Genomic DNA, 15492 nt, shown 5'->3' with positions numbered 1-15492 from the left:
GCCGTGGCGGGCCGGCGGCGGACGGCCGGGCGGTGGCCGGTGATGTGCGTGGAAGGGTGTGCGGGAGGCGCCCGGCGGCCGTGCGGGAGGCGCGCCGGGAGCGGGAGGTCACCAGGCGAGGGGCAGGGCCTGCGGGAACCGCCAGATGGAGCCGGAGTCCCAGTCGAGTTCGGACGGCGCGACGGCCAGCCGCAGCCGCGGGAAGCGCCGCAGCAGGGTGCCGATCGCGACCTGCAGCTCCATCCGGGCCAGGTGCGAGCCGAGGCAGTGGTGCTGGCCGTGACCGAAGGCCATGTGGGTGGGCGCGCCGCGGTCGAGGTCCAGCTCGTCGGGCCGCTCGTACACGGCGGGATCCCGGTTGGCGGTGAGGTAGGAGACGTGCACGGCCTCGCCGGCCCGGATCAGCACCCCGCCCAGCTCCACGTCCTCGACGGCGACCCGGGCGATGCCGACGCCCTGGCGGAACGGGATGAAGCGCAGCAACTCCTCCAGGGCCTGCGGCAGCGTCTCCGGCCGGGCGCGGAGCTTGGCGAGCTGCTCGGGGTGGGTGAGCAGGGTGTAGGTGATGTTGCTGAGCTGGTAGGTGCTGGTGTCGTGTCCGGTGACCAGCAGCACCATCGCCATGACGGCCAACTCCTGGTCGTCCAGCAGTTCGTCGCCGTCGCGGGCGGTGGCGAGCGCGCTGATCAGGTCCTCGCCGGGATCGGCGCGGCGGGCGGCGGTGAGCTCGGTGAAGTAGCCGCGCAGTCCCGCCTTGGCCTCCTCCTGGCCCTCCCGGCTGCCCGGGCCCATCCGCATCATGGCGACGGCCCACGTCCGCAGCCGGGCGCGGTCCTCCGGCGGGATCTCCAGCAGCTCGCAGATGGTGTGCAGCGGGAGCCGGCTGGACAGGAAGCGGACCAGGTCGGCCGGGGCGCCGTGCTCCTCCATCTCGTCCAGGTAGCCGCTGACGACGTCCTGCGTCCGGGCGCGCATCCGTTCCACCTGGCGGTTGGTGAAGCCCTGGGCGACCAGGCGGCGCAGCCGGTTGTGGGCGGGCGGGTCCATCAGGTTGATGGCCTCGGCCTGGGCGATCGGGGCGGGCGTCATCCGGGGAAGGTCCCGCCCGATGCCGGCGGCGCGGCTGAACCGGCGGTCGGTGGTGACCACCTTGACGTCCTCGTAGCGGGTGGCGAGCCAGGCTTCGCCCGCACCGTGCGGCAGTCGGATCCTGGCGATCGGGGCCTCGGTGAGCAGCCGCTTGAGGAGGGGGTCGAACTCCAGACCGTCGGTGTGGTGGAAGGGGCAGTCCCACACGGGGGTGGTGGTGGTCACGGGCCTGTCCAATGGTCCTTGTCGTGCCGGGGCGTTGGTGTCCGAGCGGTTCGTCACCGTTCCGGCGCGGACATGCAGATGTTCCCCCATGGGTTGGCAAAGATGTGAGTTCGCCGAACTGTTCCCTCCATCGAGTGAGATGGCTGATTGTCATGCGAATTGCGCCGGCTGCCGCGGTACTTGGCGGATCGTCGGGCGGAACCTCGGCGACCGGCCGGCGGATTCGGCGGCTACCGCACGGTCCGGTGGTCCGGGGCGGGTCCGGTGGTCCGGGGCGGGTCCGGTGGTCCGCCGCGGGTCCGGTGGTACGGGCGGCCGGGTGGTTCTCCGCCGCGCCGTCCGCCGCACGGCTGACGCGCCGCCAACCGCCGCCGTTCGAACGCCTATCATCGCGCCATGGCCACCGCTGAGCTGATCCGCATCGTCTCCCGCTCCTCGCCCATGGCGCTCGCCCAGGTCGAGCGGGTCCGCGCCGAACTCGCCGCCCTGCACCCGGCCCTGCGCACCGAGGTGGTGCCGGTCACCACCTCGGGCGACCGCTGGACCGGAGACCTCGCCCAGCTGGGCGGCAAGGGCGCGTTCACCAAGGAGGTCGACGCCGCGCTGCTCGCCGGGGAGGCCGACGTCGCCGTGCACTGCCTCAAGGACGTGCCCGCCGACCGCCCGCTGCCCGCCGGCACCGTCTTCGCCGCCTACCTGCGCCGCGACGACATCCGCGACGCACTGGTCCACCCCGGTGGCCTGACCCTCGCCGAACTCCCGGCGGGCACCCGGATCGGCACCTCCTCCGTCCGCCGCATCGCCCAACTCGCCACCTCCCACCCGCACCTGGAGTGCGTCCCGATCCGCGGCAACGCCAACAGCCGGCTGGCCAAGCTGGCGGCCGGGGACGTCGACGCGCTGCTGCTCGCCGTCTCCGGCCTGGAGCGGATCGGCGAGCCGGAGCGGATCACCGAGGTGCTCGGCGTGGAGGGGATGTGCCCGCCGATCGGCGCCGGCATCCTGGTGCTGCAGTGCCGGGAGGACGACACCGCGACCATCGAGGCCGTGAGCGGGCTCGGCCACCACGACACCTGGCGCGAGGCGGCGGCCGAGCGGATGTTCCTGCACGCGCTCCAGGGGCACTGCAACAGCCCGATCGCCGGCTACGCCAAGGCCGAGGCGGACGGCCGCCTCTCGCTGCGCGGCCGGGTCTTCAGCCCGGACGGCAAGCGGGTGCTGGACGCCCACGAGTGGGCGGGCGCGCTCAGCCCCGAGGACCTCGGCACCTCGGTCGCGCTGGCGCTCAAGCGGCAGGGGGCGCAGGAGCTGATCGCCGCGATCCCGCACTGAGCACGGCCCTGCTCCGGCGCCCGGCTTCCGCGGGCTCCGGCGGGGGAGAGCGACGGAGAACCGGGTGGGTGTCCGGGGCGTCCGTTGAGGCGTGATCAGTGCGGTGCTCGGCGGGATGCCGAATTTCTGGCCCGGGCTGCTGCTCTCGCTGGTGCCGGCGGCTCTGCTGAACCGGCCGGTGGGGCGGCTGCTCCGGGCCCACTGGGTGGTCGGCTTCCTGCTGCTGCTCGGGCTCGGCGGGGTGGTCGTGGCGACGCTGCTGCCGGAGGCCTTCCGGCTGTCCGAGGCCGTCGTGCGGCACTGCACGGTGCGCGGCGGCCGGCCGCGCTCACCGTACGAACTGCTGCACGTGCGGCACATCGAGCTGAAACTGGCGACCTACGCCCCGGTGGGCTTCGCCGCGGCCCTGGCGGGGACGCGGCGGCGGGCGGCGGTGGCGCTGCTGGGCACCGCCGTGCTGCCGTTCGCGGTGTCGGCGCTGCAGTACGCGGTGCCGGCGATCGGGCGCAGCTGCGACGTCCAGGACGTCTGGGACGGGGTGCAGGGGGTCGTGCCGGGCGCGGCGCTGGGCCTGGTGGCGGGGCCGGTGGGGCGGACGGTGACCAGGGCCCGGGCCCGGGTGCCGTCGGTGTGACGGAGCCGCGGCCCGGGTCGGCATCGGGCCCGCGATGCGCCGGGGGCCGATCACCTTCGCCCTGGCGGTCGCCCACCGCCGTCGCCGCCGCCGTACCGCGTGAACTCCGCTGCACGGGAGGTCGGACCCGCCGACTTCCCGCGCACACGGCCCCCTCGTTGCCTTCTTCGCCGAACTCGGCGGCGTCGACCACCTGGTGGTCGCGGTCAGCGGCGCGGCCGGCAGCGGCCCCTTCGCCGGGCTCGACCTGGCCGACCTCGCCGCCGGGTTCGACGCCGAGTTCTGGGCGCAGGTCCGGGTCCTCCAGGCGGCGCTGCCGCATCTGCGCGAGGACGGTTCGGTCACCCTGATCACCGCCGCCTCCGCACGCGCCGCCATCCCCGGCACCGCCGGTCTGGCCGCCATCAACGGTGCGCTGGAGGCGATGGTGCCGCCGCTGGCCGTCGAGCTGGCCCCGCTGCGGGTCAACGCCGTCTCGCCCGGTGTCATCGACACCCCGTGGTGGGACCGCGTCCCTTCCGAGCAGCGCACCGCACTGTTCTACGGGCTGGCCGCCACCACCCCGGTCGGGCGGGTCGGCCGCCCCGAGGACGTGGCCCGGGCGATCCACATGCTGGCGGCGAACACTTTCGTCACCGGCGTGGTCCTCGACTGCACCGGCGGGGCCAACCTGCCCACCGGCCGCTGAGCCCACCGGCGGAGCCGCCCCGGGCCGGACCGGAGCCGCCCCGGGCCGGACCGGCCCCGCGCGGCCGGGCCCGGACCGACCCAGGGAGGCCGGCCCCGGACCCCGCGCGGCCCGGGCCGGCCCGCCTGCTACCGCTCGCGGCGCGTCACCACTCCGCCACCCGGTAGTCCTTCAGGAACACCCCCGACACGGGATGCCCCGCCTCGCCGCGCACGATCGGGTCGTACACCCGGGCCGCGCCGTCCACGATGTCCAGCGGAGTGCGGAAGCCCCGAGCGGCGATCCGGGTCTTCTTCGGCGCCGGGTTCTCGTCGGTGATCCAGCCGGTGTCGACGGCGCACATGTGCACGCCCCGGGTGGCGAGGTCGGCCGCGCTGGTGCGGGTGAGCATGTTGAGCGCGGCCTTGGCCATGTTGGTGTGGGGGTGGCGCGCGGTCTTGTTGCGGACCGCGAACCGGCCCTCCACGGCGGTGACGTTGACGATGTAGCGGGCCGGGTGGGCGGAGGCGAGCAGCAGCGGCAGCAGCCGGTCGCAGAGCAGGGCCGGGGCCAGGGCGTTGACCAGCTGGGTCTCCAGCACCTCGGCCGGGTCGAGCGAACCGAGGGTGGTGGACCAGGAGTTGGCCGGCGCGAGGTCGGGCAGCAGCCCGGCCTCGTCCGTGAGGTCCAGCAGTGATCCGCCGCCGTCCGAGGGGAGTTGGGCCGCCGCACCGGAGAAGGGGCGGAAGCCGGGGGCGTGGGTGATCGCCCGGCGGTCGGCCGGGGGCAGCGCGGTGGACTCGCCCGCGGCCAGCAGGGCGTAGGACTCCGGCGGACGGCGCAGGGTCTGCGCGGCGTTGTTGACCAGGATGTCCAGCGGGCGGCCGTCCGCCCGCAACTCCTCGGTCAGCCCGAGGACCTGGCGCGGGTCGCGCAGGTCGACGGCGACCACGCTCAGCCGGTCCCACCAGAGCTCGCTGCCCTCGGCGGCGCGGAAGCGCCGGACGGTGTCCTGGGGGAACCGGCTGGTGACGATCAGCTCGGCGCCGTCCCTGAGCAGCATCAGCGCGAGCTGGAAGCCGATCTTCACCCGTCCTCCGGTGAGCAGCGCCCGGCGCCCCCGCAGGTCGGTGCTCAGGCCGCGCCGGGCGGTGTTGTCGGCCGCGCAGTCCGGGCAGAGCATGTGGTAGAAGCCGTCGACCTGGCGGTACGCCCGCTTGCAGACGTAGCACCTGCGCGGGGTCAGCAGCTCGCCGACCGGTCCGGTGGCGGCCGGGGTGAGCGGCGCGTCCTCACGCCGGTCGCGGGCGCCGGTCGCGGTGGCGGCGAGCAGCTGGGCGTCGGCCTCCCGGGCGGTCTGCCTGGCCTCCTGGCGGCGGCGCTTGCGGCTCTCCAGGACGAAGGAGCTGAGTTGTCGCTCGACGTGCAGCCGGGTGCGGTCGTGTGCGGGGAGTGCGCGCAGCCGGCCGAGCGTGCTGCTGAACGCGGCGAGTTCCTCGGGGGTGAAGCCGGCCGCGCGGGCGGCGTCGCCGGTCGGAAAGATCGTGCTGAGCTGGTCGTGGTCGTCCCGGACCGTCATGTCCGCCCCCTCGTGCCGTACAGGTGGGACGGACTGTAATCGACGGCCCAGGCCGATGAGATGTCAATTTCTCCCCGGCGTCACCGGGCGGTCGGCCCGTGCCGGAGCCCGCCGGATCCACCCCGCACCGTGCCTCCCGGTCGCACGCGCCGGGGTGCCGGCGGCCCCCCGGCCCACCGGCACCCCGGACGTCGGTGCCCCCTCGGACGCGGACTCAGCCCGTGTACCGGCTGAAGATCTTCGCGAACTCGTAGGGCTGCTGCGGGATGTTGGTGCACTTCGACAGCGAGCCGCCGGTGCAGGCGTTGGCGTCCCGGGTGGCGTCCCAGAAGGCCAGCAGGCCGAGGTGGTGCTGCTGGGCGAAGGCCACCAACTGCTGGGCGGCTGCCTGGGAGTAGATCTGGTGGTCGTCGTTCTCGCCGATCATCGGGGTGACCCCGGCCATGGCCCACAGCTGGGCGTCGGTCTTGGCCGGGTAGAGCGCCTTGAGCTGGCCGAAGAGCGACTGGGCGGCCTGGACGGCGGCGTTGCCGTAGTCGGTGCCGGACCGGTAGTAGTCCATCGCCATGACGTTCACCAGGTCGAGGTCGACTCCGGCGTCCCGGGCGGACTTGACGATCGCGACGCCCTCGCTGGTCAGCCCCTCCGGCAGGACGGGCAGGGTGAGCGAGACCTTCAGGCCGGGGTGGGCCTGCTGGAGCCTGGCGAGCGCGGCGGAGCGGCGGTCGTTGGAGGCGGTGTCGGCGATCGCCGCGCCCTCGATGTCGTAGTCGACGTAGCGCAGGCCGTAGGCCCTGACCACGGCGTCGTACTCGGCGAACAGGGAGTCCACCGAGCCGCAGGCGGCGGCGAGTTCGGTGCCGCTGGCGCCGCCGAAGGAGAGCTTGACGTCGCCGCCGGCCGAGCGCAGCGCGTCGACCTGGTCCTTGGCCCAGCCGGTGCGCGGGTCGTAGGCGTTGAACCAGCTGGCCTTGCAGCCGACGCCGGTGACGAAGCCCATGGTGTAGCCCTTGACGCCGCCGGACGTGGCCATGGCGGGCATCGACGGGGTGGGCCAGGCGCCCATGTCGATGTACGGGGCGACGGGCAGGGCGGCGTTCGGCGGCGGGGTGGTGGTCGGGCCGCCGGTGGGTGTCCCGGTCGGTGTGCCGGTGGGCGTCCCGGTGGGCGGTGGGGTGCTCGGGCCGCCGCCGGGGCCGGTGAGCGTGATGTCGTCGGCCAGGTAGGCGCCCTGCCCGTACCAGCCGTGCAGGTAGACGGTGACGCTGGTGGTGGCCGGGCCGGTGGTGAAGGCGGTGGACAGCTGCTGCCAGCCGGGGCCGCCGGCCGTCCAGGTGGCCGGGTCGGTGACGCCGCTGCCGGTCGCGCCCAGGTAGACGTACTGGCCCTGGACCCAGGCGCTCAGCCGGTAGGCGGTGTTGGGCTGGACGGCCACGGTCTGCCCGCACTGCGCGGTGTCGCCGTTGCTCACCGCCCCCTTGAGCGCGTGGCTCCCGCTGTGCGCGCCGGAGTCGACGATGCTGCCCGTCCCGGCGGAACAGCTCCAGGGAGCCAGGGCGCCGCTCTCGAACCCGGCGTTGGCGAGCAGGTTGCCGTCGGCGGCGCCGGCGTTCCCGGCCAGGCCGGCGAGGGCGCCGGCGGCGAGCACGGTGGCGAGAGTGAGGCTCAGCACCGCCGTCCGGCCGGTCGGACGGCGGTGTGCGGGGGCGGGTCGGAGCGCGCTGGGCATGGGGGTGCCTCTCGGGACGGGGCCGCCCGCGCCGGGCGGGGCGCGGGGCAGGCGGCAGCGTGGGGGGCTGGTCCGGTGCGGGGGAGCGCGGTGCTGAGGATCAAACTGGACTAGACCAGCTGGCGCGTCAAGCGCTTCCGGCGTCCGGGATCCCGTCGGGGGCGGCTCTTAGGGGCGTTTTAAGGATGGGGTGTCAGTTCCGCCAGCTCCTCGGCGGAGAGCGCGAGTCCGGCCGCCGCGGCCGAGTCGCGGACGGAGGCCGGCCGACGCGCGCCGGGGATCGGGACGACGGCCGGGGACTGCGCCAGGTGCCAGGCGAGGCAGATCCGCTGGGGGCTGACGCCGCGGGCCCGGGCGAGGGCGTGGAAGGGGGTGTCCGTGCTGGGCGCGGCGGTGCCCGGGTCGTCGACGGCGCTGGGTGAGATCCCCCCGAGCGGGCTCCAGGGCAGGAAGGCCAGGCCGAGTTCGGTGCAGAGGTCCAGGGTGTCGCGGGTGGCCTGGTGGGCGGGGGAGAACCGGTTCTGCACGGAGACCAGGCGTGGGCCGAGGATCGCGTGGGCGGTGCGGATCTGCCCGCAGTCCACGTTGGACAGGCCCACCATCCGGACGGTGCCGGCGTCGGCGAGCTCCCGCAGCGCGCCGACGGAGTCGGCGAAGGGGACGGCCGGGTCGGGCTTGTGGAGCTGGTAGAGGCCGATGCTCTCCACGCCCAGGCGGGCGGCGGAGGCCTCGGCCGCCCGGCGCAGGTGGCGGGGGCGGCCGTCGACCGTCCACGTGCCGTCGCCCGGGCGGCCCCGGCCGCCCTTGGTGGCGACCAGCACCCCGTCCGAGCCGCTGCGGTGGGCGGCGAGCGCCCGGGCCACGAGGCGTTCGTTGTGGCCGACTTCGCCGGCGTGCCAGTGGTAGCTGTCGGCGGTGTCGATCAGCGTCACGCCCGCGTCCAGGGCGGCGTGGATCACGGCGACCGCCTGGTCCTCGTCCGGGCGGCCCTCCACGGACAGCGGCATGGCGCCCAGGCCGATGGCGCTCACCGGGGTTCCGCCGATGGCACGGGTCGGGGCAGGGGTGGTGGTCATCGGCGGGACTCCTTGACGGCCTGGGGCAGCCAGTCGGTGATCGGGGAGAAGCGGAAGCCGAGGCGGGTCGCCCGGCCGGTGTCCATCGGGTAGCTGCGGTCGAAGGAGAACGGCGAGGGAGGTTCTCCGGCCCCGGCGACCAGCCTCGGCTCGGTGCCGGTCTCCCGCCCCACGGCCGCGCACAACTCGCGGACGTCCAGCGTCCCGTGGGAGGCGGCGTTGACCGGACCGGTGAAGTCGGCCGCCGCGGCCCAGGCCAGGAAGCGGGCGATCTCCGGCGCGGAGACGAAGGACGCGCGCTGCGGTGCGGGGTGGACGGCGATCGGCAGGCCGCGCTCGATCCGCTCCACGTAGTGCGCCAGCCGTCCGGTGAAGTCGGCTCCGCCGAGGACGTGCGCGGTGCGCACGGTGACGACGCCGAACGGCGCCTGCCGGGTGAGCCGGGCTTCCGCCTGGCGCTTGCCCTCGCCGTAGTGGTCCGCCAGGAACGCCTGGTCGTGCCAGGGGAGTCGGTGGTCCACCGGCTCGGCCGACAGGTCGAGGGCCGACTCGGCGAGGGCCGGTCCGCCGGGGCGGCCGAGGTGGGCGTAGACCTCGACGGTGGAGGTCATGACGTAGCGCGGGGTGCGGTCGGCGAAGACCCGTGCGGCCGCGGCCGCCTGGACGGGCGTGTAGCAGACCTGGTCGACCACGGCGTCGAAGCGCCGGCCGGCGAGTGCCGCCCGCAGCGCGGTCTCGTCGTCGCGGTCGGCGCGCAGGTGGGTCACCCCCGGCGGGGCGGGTGTCGAGCCGCGGTTGACGACGGTCACCCTGGCGCCCGCGTCCCGCAGTTCCTCGACCAGCCGTCTTCCGAAGTGGCGGCTGCCGCCGATCACGCACACGTCCACGTTCCCGTTCCCTCCCGGTCCGGTGCTGTCCGTTTCCGGTGATCAGCCTGCCGCGCACCAGCCGACAGCGGTAGTGTCGATCGAAAGCCCCCGTCATCAGGAGAACTGTTGATCGACGTCCAGCGGCTCGCGGTGTTGCGGGAGGTCGCCCGCTGCGGCAGCTTCAACCAGGCTGCCACCGCGCTGCGTTGCACCCCTTCGGCGGTCTCGCAGCAGATCGCCGCACTGGAACGCGGCCTCGGCGCGCCCGCGGTGGAGCGCTCCACACGCGGGGTCACCCTCACCGAGGCGGGCCGCCTGCTCGTGGAGGCCGCCGACGCGATCGCCGCCGAACTGGCCGACACCGAACAGCGCATCGGGAAGCTGACCGCCGAGCGCACCGCCCTCGTCGTGGCCGCCTTCGTCAGCGGCGGCCGGCGCCTGCTGCCCGGGGCGCTCGGCGGCTTCGTCGCCGATCATCCGGACGTGGAACTGACGATCCTGGAGGCGGAACCGGAGGAGAGCCTGCCCGCCGTCCGCGAGGGGCGGGCCGACCTCGCCCTCGCCTACCACCTGGACGGCCCACCGCCCGCCCGCCCCGGCGACCGCTCCGGTCTGGACTGGTCACCGCTCGGCGAGGACCCGCTGCGGGTCGTGCTGCCCCGCCACCACCCGGTGGCGGCCGGCTACCGGCTCCGGCCCGAGCCGCTGCACCTGGCCGAACTCGCCGACCAGCGCTGGATCCTGGGCTGCCGCAAGTCGGCCGGCCAGCTCGCCCGCCATGCCGCCCTGGCCGGCGTCGACCTGCGGATCTCCTGCACCGCGACGGACTACGAGTTCGCCCAGTCCCTGGTCCGGGCCGGCGTCGGCATCGCGCTGATCCCCGAGATCGGGCTGACCGGGCATCCGGACCTGGTGGCCCTCCCGCTCGCCGAGCCCGGCCCGCGCCGGCACCTTGGCGTGGCCCTCTCCCGCCGCCGCCGCGGGCCCGCCGCGCGGCTGGCGGAGGAACTGGCGGCCCGGCTCGCGGCGGAACCGGAGGCTCTGGCGGAGGAAGCGGAGGCATAGGCGGTGGCGGAGGCCGAGGAACCGGACGCGGACGCCCAGGAGGCGGAGCAGCCGGACGCGGGCGAGGTGGGACGCCGGACGCGGGCGAGGTGAAACCCGGAGGCGCGCGCTCCGCCTGCACCTCTACGGTGGCCCGATGACCCCACGCCATTCGAACGATCCCTTCGGCGGCCCGCGGATCCACTTCCTCGGCGACTCCTTCGTCCAGGGCCTCGGCGACCCGGAGTTCCGCGGCTGGGTCGGCCGGGTGCTGCAGGCCGCCGCGCCGCACGCCACCGCCTTCAACCTCGGTGTCCGGCGGGACACTTCGGCGCAGGTGCGGCAGCGCTGCTGGGCCGAGGTGGAGGCCCGCACCCTCCTCGGCGCGGACCACCGGCTGGTGCTCTCCTTCGGAGCCAACGACGCGGTGACGGAGGGCGGCGCGACCCGCGTCGCGCACGAGGACACCCTCGCCCACCTCGCCGCCCTGCTCGACGGCGCCCGCGAGCGCGGCCTCGCCGCCCTTGTGGTCGGCCCGCCCCCGGTGGTGGGCATGGGCGCGGACCACCTGGAGCGGTTGCGGCGGCTCGTCCCCGCGATGGCCGGAATCTGTGCCCCGCACCGCGTCCCGTTCGTCGACGTCACCGAGGCGCTGGCCGGCGACCCGACCTGGACGGCCGAGGCCGAGGCGGCGGACGGTGCCCACCCCGGCGCCGGCGGTTACGCGCGGCTCGCGCAGCTGGTGCTCGACGGCGGCTTCGGCGACTGGATCGAGCCACGGCCGGGTCGGGCTTGACCTTGAGTGCACTCGAAGGTGAAAGCTGGACGCGTTGATCCAATCCACGCTGGTCCAACAGAGGAATCGGAGCACTGGCATGCGCAACGCCCCGTTCGGCAGCAACGGCCCCGAGGTCGGCGTCATCGGCCTCGGCTGCATGGGGATGACCTTCGCCTACGACGTGGGGAACCGCGACGACGAGAGGTCGGTCGGCGTGATCCGCCAGGCCCTCGACCTCGGCGTCTCCCTGATCGACACCGCCGACATGTACGGCCCCTTCACCAACGAGGAGGTGGTCGGCGCCGCGCTGGCCGGCCCGCACCGCGAGCGCGCCTTCCTGGCGACGAAGGTGGGCATCGTCCCCGGCGGCGCCGGCGCGACCGCCCGGGACGGCAGGCCCGAGCACGTCCGCCGCTCGATCGACGACAGCCTGCGCCGCCTGGGCACCGACCACGTCGACCTCTACCAGCTGCACCGGGTCGACCCGGACGTCCCGATCGAGGAGACCTGGGGAGCGCTGGCCGAGACCGTCCAGGCCGGCAAGGCGCTGCGGATCGGCCTGTCCGAGGCGACCGTCGAGGAGATCAAGCGGGCCCAGTCGGTGCACCCGGTCGCGTCGGTGCAGTCCGAGCTGTCGCTGTGGACCCGGGACGTGCTGGCCGACGTGCTGCCGTACACCGAGGAGCAGGGCATCGCCTTCCTGCCGTTCTCGCCGCTCGGCCGCGGCTTCCTGACCGGCAGCATCTCCTCCTTCGACGACCTGCCCGAGGACGATTTCCGCCGCCGGCTGCCGCGCTTCCAGCAGGACGCGCTGAAGACGAACCTGGCGCTCGTCGCCAAGGTCCGGGAGATCGCCGAGCGGGTCGGCGCTACGCCCGCGCAGGTCGCGCTGGCCTGGGTGCTGGCCCAGGGCCGGTACGTCTTCCCGATCCCGGGCACCAAGACCCCGCGCTACCTGGTGGAGAACGTGGCCGCGGCCGAGGTCCGGCTCTCGGCGGCGGATCTGGCCGAGCTGGACGCGCTGCCGGCCGCGGAGGGCGGGCGCTACAGCTGACCGCCGCCGCGGGCCGCGCCCTCAGCGCTCCATGACCCAGACCAGCTGCCGGCCGGTCTCGCCGGGGGCCCGCACGGCGACCTCGACGACCCGCTCCAGCCGGTAGCCGAGCTTGCGGGGGACGGCCGCGCTGGCGCGGTTCGCCTGGTCGCAGCGGATCTCCACCCGCGCGATCCCGGGCAGCGCCAGCGCGGCCTCGGTCAGCGCACCGGCCGCGGCGGTGGCGATGCCGCGGCCGACGTGCCGGGCGGCGACCCAGTAGCCGATCTCCAGGGCGCCTGGGCCGATCCGGCCGTGCAGGCCGAAGGCGCCGATCACCCGGCCGGGTTCGGCGTCCAGGCCGGCCAGGTACATGAAGTCCGTGCCGGCCTCCCAGGCGGCGGCGCCGGCCCGGGTGAGCTCCGCCGTCCGCGCCCGGGTCGGGGCCTCGGCCGCCCACTCCATCCAGGGCCGCAGATGGTCCAGGTCGGCGCGGACGGCCCGGTTCAGCGCCGCCGCGTGGGTGCTGCGCCGGCGGTGCAGGCGGAGGCCGCCGGGCAGCCGGAGCAGCTCGGGCGGCCGCCCGGGGGAGACCTCCAGTGGGCCACAGGGCTGTGGCTGTCCTCGCGTCATGGCGGCGATTATGTCCTTGGCCCGGACCTGTCACCATCCGGCACCCGCGCCCGCCGCCGTCCGGGGGCGCATCCGGCGCACCCGTGCATCCGGCGCACGGCCGGCGGTCAGAGCCGGACCATCACCTCGTCGAGCTCCTTGCGCCGCAGATCCGGCACCCGCGCCCCCTCGGCCGGGTACCCGACCGGGATGACGTAGGCGGCCCGCTCCTCGGCCGGGCGGTCGCACACCTCGTTCAGGAACCTCATCGGGCTCGGCGTGTGGGTCAGCGTGGCCAGCCCGGCCTGGTGCAGCGTGGCCAGCAGCAGTCCGACCGCGATCCCCACCGACTCCTTGGTGTAGTAGGGCCGCGGCGACTGCGGCCCCTTGTGCACCTCGAACACCACGATCACGGCCGGCGCGTCCTCCAGGAACGGCTTGTGCCAGTCGGTGCCGATCGGTGCCAGCGCGGCCAGCCACTCCGCCGAGGCCCGGTGGCCGTAGAACTCGCGCTCCTCCGCCTCCGCGGCCTCGCGCAACCGCCGCTTGCGCTCCGGGTCGGTGACCACCACGAACCGCCAGGGCTGGACGTGCGCACCGCTGGGCGCGGTGCCCGCGGTGCGCACCGCCCACTCGACCACGCCGTCCGGGATCGGGCGGGTCGCGAAGTGGCGCACGGTCCGCCGCTGCGCCATCACGTCGTGGAAGGCCTTGCTGCGGGCCTCGGCCTCGTGGGCCGGCACCGTCATCGGGGTGAGCGGGACGGTCGGGTACGGCGTCCCGGTGGCGTCCCGGCCTGTGCTGTCAACCATGGTGCCCAGCATGCCCAGCACAGCAGATGACGGCCCGTCCGGGAAGAGGTCGAGACCAGTCGCCGGATGCGGCGGGAGCCCGCGGAGCCCCCGCCGCGGTCGGGCTACAGCTCGTGCACCCGCCCGTCCCGGACCTCGATCCGCCGGTTCACCGCCACGGTGTCCAGCATCCGCCGGTCGTGGGTGACCAGCAGCAGGGTCCCGGTGTACGAGCCGAGCGCGGCCTCCAACTGCTCGATCGCCGGCAGGTCCAGGTGGTTGGTGGGCTCGTCCAGCACCAGCAGGTTGACCCCGCGCGCCTGCAGCAGCGCCAGCGCGGCCCGGGTGCGCTCGCCGGGGGAGAGGGTGCCGGCCGGGCGCAGCACGTGCGCCGCCTTGAGGCCGAACTTGGCCAGCAGGGTGCGCACCTCCTCCGGGGTGAACTCCGGTACGGCGGCCGCGAAGGCCTCGGCCAGCGACTCCCCGCCGAGGCCCTGCCCGGTCCTGAAGATGTGCCCGCGCGCCTGGTCCACCTCGCCGACCACCACGCCGGAGCCCAGGGAGGCGCTGCCGCCGTCGAGTTCGAGCCGGCCGAGCAGGGCGGCCAGCAGCGTGGACTTGCCCGCGCCGTTGGCGCCGGTGATGGCGATCCGGTCGGCCCAGTCGATCTGCAGGTCCACCGGGCCGAAGGTGAAGTCGCCGCGCCGCGCCACGGCCCCGCGCAGGGTGGCGACCACCGAGCCGGAGCGCGGAGCGGTGGCGATCTCCATCCGCAGCTCCCACTCCTTGCGCGGCTCCTCGACCACCTCCAGCCGCTCGATCATCCGCTGGGTCTGCCGGGCCTTGGAGGCCTGCTTCTCGGTGGACTCGGCCCGCATCGCGCGGCCGATCTTGTCGTTGTCGGAGGACTTGCGGCGGGCGTTGCGCACGCCGTGCTCCATCCAGCCGCGCTGCATGCGGGCACGGGCCTCCAGCCCGGCCCTGGTGTCGGCGTACTCCTCGTACTCCTCGCGGGCGTGCCGGCGGGCCACCGCCCGCTCCTCCAGGTACGCCTCGTAACCGCCGCCGTAGAGGTTGATCTGCTGCTGGTGGAGGTCCAGCTCCAGCACCTTGGTCACGGTGCGGGCCAGGAACTCGCGGTCGTGGCTGATCAGCACGGTGCCGGCGCGCAGGCCCTTGACGAAGGCCTCCAGCCGCTCGAGACCGTCCAGGTCGAGGTCGTTGGTGGGCTCGTCCAGCAGGAACACGTCGTAGCGCGAGAGCAGCAGCGAGGCCAGGCCCGCGCGGGCGGCCTGACCGCCGGAGAGCGCCGTCATCGGCAGGTCGAGGGAGACCTTCAGGCCGAGCGAGTCGGCGACCTCCTCGGCCCGCTCCTCGAGGTCGGCGCCGCCGAGGTCCAGCCAGCGGTCCAGGCTCGACGCGTAGGCGTCGTCGGCGCCCGCCCGGCCCTCGACCAGGCCCTCGGTGGCCTCGTCCAGCGCCGCCTGGGCGGCCGCGACCCCGGTGCGCCGGGCCAGGAAGTCGCGCACCGACTCGCCCTCCCGCCGCTCCGGCTCCTGCGGCAGGTGGCCGACCGTGGCGCTCGCCGGGCTGAGCCGCAGCGAGCCGGCCTCGGGGGCGTCCAGGCCCGCCAGCAGGCGCAGCAGGGTGGACTTGCCGGCGCCGTTCACGCCGACCAGCCCGATCACGTCGCCCGGGGCGACCACCAGGTCCAGGCCGGAGAAGAGGATGCGTTCGCCGTGGCCGGCGCTGAGGTCCTTGACTACGAGTGTGGCGCTCATGATGGAGCCGATTGTAGGAGGAGCGGGGGCGGCGGCGGAAAAGCCCGGGGGGGGGGGGCGGGGGGGGCCGGGGCCCCCCGGGGGGGGGGCGCGGGGGGGGGGGCCGGGGGGGGGGGGGGGCCCGGGGGGGCGGCCCCCCCCCCCCCCCCCCCCCCCCGGGGGGTGCTCGCTCGGGTGGGTCTCCGGTTCGGGCGGGTCTCCGGTTCGGCCGGTCGACCGGACCTCCCGACGCGCCGGTCAGGCGGCCCCGGCG

14 protein-coding genes are annotated in these 15492 nt (G+C 75.1%); 6 read left to right on the top strand and 8 right to left on the bottom strand.

Annotated features, from left to right (window positions below):
* Positions 1 to 108 precede the first annotated feature (108 nt).
* Complete coding sequence (locus ACGF07_RS31055) at positions 109 to 1314, bottom strand: cytochrome P450 (protein ID WP_392904143.1); 1206 nt, start codon at positions 1312 to 1314, stop codon at positions 109 to 111.
* Positions 1315 to 1710: 396 nt separating this feature from the next.
* On the opposite strand from ACGF07_RS31055, the gene hemC reads away from it, so the two are divergent.
* From hemC to ACGF07_RS31040, 3 genes are all read left to right on the top strand, one after another.
* On the top strand, positions 1711 to 2646 hold the full coding sequence (gene hemC, locus ACGF07_RS31050; protein WP_392904141.1) for a hydroxymethylbilane synthase: 936 nt from the start codon (positions 1711 to 1713) through the stop codon (positions 2644 to 2646).
* 115 nt (positions 2647 to 2761) lie between these two features.
* Positions 2762 to 3280: a hypothetical protein gene (locus ACGF07_RS31045; protein ID WP_392904139.1), complete on the top strand. Its 519-nt coding sequence runs from the start codon at positions 2762 to 2764 to the stop codon at positions 3278 to 3280.
* Positions 3281 to 3389: 109 nt separating this feature from the next.
* Positions 3390 to 3968 carry an SDR family oxidoreductase gene (locus ACGF07_RS31040; RefSeq protein ID WP_392904208.1) on the top strand — a complete coding sequence of 193 codons (579 nt, stop codon included), beginning with the start codon at positions 3390 to 3392 and terminating at the stop codon, positions 3966 to 3968.
* Positions 3969 to 4113: 145 nt separating this feature from the next.
* Here ACGF07_RS31040 and ACGF07_RS31035 read toward each other — a convergent pair whose 3' ends face one another.
* From ACGF07_RS31035 to ACGF07_RS31020, 4 genes are all read right to left on the bottom strand, one after another.
* Positions 4114 to 5526 carry an SDR family NAD(P)-dependent oxidoreductase gene (locus ACGF07_RS31035; RefSeq protein WP_392904137.1) on the bottom strand — a complete coding sequence of 471 codons (1413 nt, stop codon included), beginning with the start codon at positions 5524 to 5526 and terminating at the stop codon, positions 4114 to 4116.
* A gap of 214 nt (positions 5527 to 5740) precedes the next feature.
* Positions 5741 to 7255 carry a carbohydrate binding domain-containing protein gene (locus tag ACGF07_RS31030; RefSeq protein WP_392904135.1) on the bottom strand — a complete coding sequence of 505 codons (1515 nt, stop codon included), beginning with the start codon at positions 7253 to 7255 and terminating at the stop codon, positions 5741 to 5743.
* Between the two features lie 179 nt (positions 7256 to 7434).
* The gene (locus ACGF07_RS31025; RefSeq protein ID WP_392904134.1) at positions 7435 to 8331 is read right to left on the bottom strand and encodes an aldo/keto reductase; all 897 of its coding nucleotides are present in this window, start codon (positions 8329 to 8331) and stop codon (positions 7435 to 7437) included.
* Positions 8328 to 9218: an NAD-dependent epimerase/dehydratase family protein gene (locus tag ACGF07_RS31020; RefSeq protein ID WP_392904131.1), complete on the bottom strand. Its 891-nt coding sequence runs from the start codon at positions 9216 to 9218 to the stop codon at positions 8328 to 8330. Before ACGF07_RS31020 ends, ACGF07_RS31025 begins: the two co-directional genes overlap by 4 nt.
* Before the next feature lie 108 nt (positions 9219 to 9326).
* Here ACGF07_RS31020 and ACGF07_RS31015 point away from each other — a divergent pair, with 108 nt between their 5' ends.
* The 3 genes from ACGF07_RS31015 (at position 9327) to ACGF07_RS31005 (ending at position 12076) form a co-directional block, all read left to right on the top strand.
* On the top strand, positions 9327 to 10265 hold the full coding sequence (locus ACGF07_RS31015; protein ID WP_392904129.1) for a LysR family transcriptional regulator: 939 nt from the start codon (positions 9327 to 9329) through the stop codon (positions 10263 to 10265).
* A 136-nt stretch (positions 10266 to 10401) separates the two neighbouring features.
* Positions 10402 to 11040, top strand: a complete 639-nt coding sequence (locus tag ACGF07_RS31010; RefSeq protein WP_392904126.1) for a GDSL-type esterase/lipase family protein — start codon at positions 10402 to 10404, stop codon at positions 11038 to 11040.
* A gap of 79 nt (positions 11041 to 11119) precedes the next feature.
* Entirely contained in the window at positions 11120 to 12076 is a 957-nt protein-coding gene (locus ACGF07_RS31005) for an aldo/keto reductase (RefSeq protein ID WP_392904125.1), read from the top strand.
* A gap of 21 nt (positions 12077 to 12097) precedes the next feature.
* Here the strand turns inward: ACGF07_RS31005 and ACGF07_RS31000 are convergent, their stop codons facing one another.
* The 3 genes from ACGF07_RS31000 to ACGF07_RS30990 form a co-directional block, all read right to left on the bottom strand.
* On the bottom strand, positions 12098 to 12688 hold the full coding sequence (locus ACGF07_RS31000; protein ID WP_392904123.1) for a GNAT family N-acetyltransferase: 591 nt from the start codon (positions 12686 to 12688) through the stop codon (positions 12098 to 12100).
* 107 nt (positions 12689 to 12795) lie between these two features.
* Positions 12796 to 13479 (bottom strand): nitroreductase family protein, encoded by a 684-nt coding sequence (locus tag ACGF07_RS30995; protein WP_392904121.1) that lies wholly within the window; start codon positions 13477 to 13479, stop codon positions 12796 to 12798.
* Between the two features lie 104 nt (positions 13480 to 13583).
* Entirely contained in the window at positions 13584 to 15239 is a 1656-nt protein-coding gene (locus tag ACGF07_RS30990) for an ABC-F family ATP-binding cassette domain-containing protein (protein WP_392904118.1), read from the bottom strand.
* Between the last annotated feature and the right edge of the window lie 253 nt (positions 15240 to 15492).

It is taken from the genome of Kitasatospora sp. NPDC048194 (assembly GCF_043202455.1).
In the GTDB taxonomy this organism is placed as follows: domain Bacteria; phylum Actinomycetota; class Actinomycetes; order Streptomycetales; family Streptomycetaceae; genus Kitasatospora.
This window is presented reverse-complemented; position numbering and strand designations above follow the sequence as displayed.

Coding starts and splice junctions, on each gene's coding strand:
- hemC (WP_392904141.1), top strand. CDS start 1,711: ATGGCCACCGCTGAGCTGATCCGCATCGTCTCCCGCTCCTCGCCCATG.
- ACGF07_RS31030 (WP_392904135.1), bottom strand. CDS start 7,255: ATGCCCAGCGCGCTCCGACCCGCCCCCGCACACCGCCGTCCGACCGGC.
- ACGF07_RS31035 (WP_392904137.1), bottom strand. CDS start 5,526: ATGACGGTCCGGGACGACCACGACCAGCTCAGCACGATCTTTCCGACC.
- ACGF07_RS31005 (WP_392904125.1), top strand. CDS start 11,120: ATGCGCAACGCCCCGTTCGGCAGCAACGGCCCCGAGGTCGGCGTCATC.
- ACGF07_RS31025 (WP_392904134.1), bottom strand. CDS start 8,331: ATGACCACCACCCCTGCCCCGACCCGTGCCATCGGCGGAACCCCGGTG.
- ACGF07_RS30990 (WP_392904118.1), bottom strand. CDS start 15,239: ATGAGCGCCACACTCGTAGTCAAGGACCTCAGCGCCGGCCACGGCGAA.
- ACGF07_RS31000 (WP_392904123.1), bottom strand. CDS start 12,688: ATGACGCGAGGACAGCCACAGCCCTGTGGCCCACTGGAGGTCTCCCCC.
- ACGF07_RS31010 (WP_392904126.1), top strand. CDS start 10,402: ATGACCCCACGCCATTCGAACGATCCCTTCGGCGGCCCGCGGATCCAC.
- ACGF07_RS31045 (WP_392904139.1), top strand. CDS start 2,762: ATGCCGAATTTCTGGCCCGGGCTGCTGCTCTCGCTGGTGCCGGCGGCT.
- ACGF07_RS30995 (WP_392904121.1), bottom strand. CDS start 13,479: ATGGTTGACAGCACAGGCCGGGACGCCACCGGGACGCCGTACCCGACC.